General features: G+C 74.3%; 2 protein-coding genes and 1 pseudogene. All 3 read left to right on the top strand.

What is annotated here, in order from left to right; all coding sequences use genetic code 11:
• A partial coding sequence (locus tag C667_RS22000) for a hypothetical protein (protein ID WP_004385252.1) occupies positions 1-1,563 on the top strand: 1,563 nt, incomplete at its 5' end.
• Positions 1,560-1,958, top strand: a complete 399-nt coding sequence (locus C667_RS22005) for a GPW/gp25 family protein (RefSeq protein ID WP_004385253.1) — start codon at positions 1,560-1,562, stop codon at positions 1,956-1,958. The genes C667_RS22000 and C667_RS22005, both read left to right, overlap by 4 nt.
• Before the next feature lies 1 nt (position 1,959).
• Positions 1,960-2,647: pseudogene (locus tag C667_RS22010) on the top strand (hypothetical protein); the annotation flags it as partial.

Here is a 2,647-nt window from a genome sequence, read left to right on the forward strand (position 1 = left end):
CATGGCCGCACCTTGTTCGACCGCCTGCGCGCCGCGAGCGGCCACCTCGGGCTGGCGGGCGCGCGCACCACCGCCGGCAAGGCCACGGATGCCGAAGCCGCGCGCGAAAAGCTCCGCCTGGCCGCCGAGGGCCGTCCGCTGCTCAAGCTGTTCCAGCCCGTCCAGCGCCAGTTCCATCTCGCCGTCATGGAGGCGCGCTGCGACACGCCCGGGCGCCCGCGCATCGACCCTGCGAAGGTGGAGTCCGCCGGCCTGGTGATCCGCCGCCTGCGCCGCGACGCCGAGGGGCGGGAGCTGAAGCAGGGCTGGATGCGCGCGGCCGACGGCGTGCGCGGCTGGGCCAGGGTCGAGCACGCCGCGGCGCCGCTTTGCCCCCGCCACGACCCGGATGCCACGCGCCGGCTCGCGCGCCCATCGACCGGCCAGCCCGCCCTCGACCGCGAGATCCGCGCCGTGCTCACCACGGACGACGATGCGCTGCTGTCCGAGGCGGTGGTGCCGATGTTCGTGGCCCCGCCCGATGTCTGCGCCGCGGCCGGCGCGACCCTGCTCTACGGCCTCGTGCCCACCACCAGCAGCGAGCGCGCCGAAGGCGGCGCGTCGCGACTGGACGACGAGCGCTTCGGACCACACTCGAGCGCCTTCCAGGCCCACCTGGCCGGCCCGCTGCGCGGCCTCGCCGACCGCTTCCCGCGCGCCGGCGAGCCCCTGACGCCCGCACTCGCCGGCCTCGCGCGCAGCGCGCCCAGCGCCGACGAGCGCGGCGCGATGCAGCGCCTGCTGCTCCTGCTGCGCCAGCTCGCGGTGGAATTCGGCGCCTTCGAGGACGGACCCGAGGCCACGGCCCTGGTCGCGGTGCTCGACGGCATCGGCCTGCCGCTGGCGGACGCCGCCGGCAAGCCCGCCGCAGGCAGCGTACCCGCGGGCAGCTTCCTGCGCGCCGCCGCGCGCATCCTGCTCGAGGGCGAGGACGAGGACGCGGCGCCCGCGCCCGCCATGCCGCTGGGCTGGCCCGCGCTCGATGCCGACACCGCGGGACGGCTCGCCGAGGCGCTGTCGGCCTGCCTGCTGCAGCGCTTCGACGCGCTCGCCGGCCAGGCCGGGCGCTACGACGATCCGCAGGCGCACTACGTGCTGCGCGCCTTCGTGCGCCTCAAGCCTGAGGGCGACTGCCCCGCGCGCACGGTGTGGAGCGCCTACAGTCCCGGCTTCGTGATCGCACCCTGGTTCGAGGGCAGCGGCGCGCCGCCCGTGCAGGTGGCGATGCCCGACCCGAGCGACCGCGAGATGCTGAAGAAGCTCAAGCCCAACGTGGCCTTCACCGTGCCGGCCTCCATGCAGCACCTGCTCTCGGGCGACCCGCTCGAGCTCATGGAGGGCAGGAAACCGGAAGGCAAGGGGCTCGACCTCGGCTGGATCTGCGGCTTCAACATCCCGGTGATCACGATCTGCGCGTTCATCGTGCTGAACATCTTCCTGTCGCTGTTCGACCTCTTCCTGCGCTGGATGATGTTCATCAAGGTCTGCATTCCCTTCCCGAAGAAGGGCGGAGGTGGCGAATGAACGAACCCCTGCCGCGCCCGCTCATCGGCTGGCCGCTGTTCGCCGTGCCCGACGCCGAAGGCCGCCTCGACTGGCCCGGCCTCGAGGCCGGCGTGCGCCAGGCGATCCGCGTCATCCTCAGCACCCGCCCGGGCGAGCAGCTGATGCGCCCGGAGTTCGGCGCCGGCCTCGACCGCCTGCTGCACGCGCCCAACAACCTCTCCACCCGCCGCCAGATCCGCGACTGGACGATGTCGGCGCTGAGCCGCTGGGAGCGCCGCATCCTGCTCGACCGCGTGGACGTGCTCGAAGTCCCCGGACGCCCGAGCGAGCTGCGGGTGGAGATCGCCTACCGCCTCGCCCGCTCCGGCGCCGCCGACGCCGTGGCGGTCACCGTCCGACTGGAGGAGGGCTGACATGCCGATCCTGCCACCGCGCCTCGACGACCGCAGCTTCGACGACCTGCTCGAGGACCTGCTCGCGCGCATCCCGGCGCACACGCCGGAATGGACCCATCCACGCCTGGGCGACCCCGGGCGCACGCTGCTCGAACTCTTCGCCTGGCTGGGCGACGCGCTGCTCTACCGCGCCAACCTGATCCCCGAGCGCCAGCGCCTGGTGTTCCTGAAGCTGCTCGGCCAGGGCCTGCGTCCGGCGCAGCCCGCCACCGCCATCGTCGGCCTCGGCTTCGCGCAGGCCACCGAGCTCGAAGGCCTGACGCTGGCCGCGGGGGCGACGATCAAGGCGCCCGTACCCTTCGAGACCCTCGCCGAGACCACCGTGCTGCCGATCGTCGCCGAGGCCTGCTACAAGCGGCCGCTCGACGAGGCCGACAGCGCCCGCCTCGCTGAAGTCATCGACGGCCTGCAGAGGGTGCACCGCATCGACGGCGCCGCGCGCGGCTACCTGGTCGCGCCGCTGTTCGAGAACGGCCAGGCGATCGGCGAGGGCGTGGACGTCTTCGCCGCCAGCCTCGACCACGCCCTCTGGCTCGCCCTGCTCGCCCCGGCGGCACGGCCCGGGCAGCAGGCCGCGGTCAATGCCGCCGCGCGCCATGCCCTCGGCGGCGGCGACAGCGGCGGCGGCGCGCTGCTCTCGGTAGGCG

This window comes from Thauera phenylacetica B4P, assembly GCF_000310225.1.
In the GTDB taxonomy this organism is placed as follows: domain Bacteria; phylum Pseudomonadota; class Gammaproteobacteria; order Burkholderiales; family Rhodocyclaceae; genus Thauera; species Thauera phenylacetica.

What these genes read in the sequence shown, in the direction of transcription:
- C667_RS22005 (WP_004385253.1), top strand. Translation starts at nt 1,560, where the DNA reads ATGAACGAACCCCTGCCGCGCCCGCTCATCGGCTGGCCGCTGTTCGCC.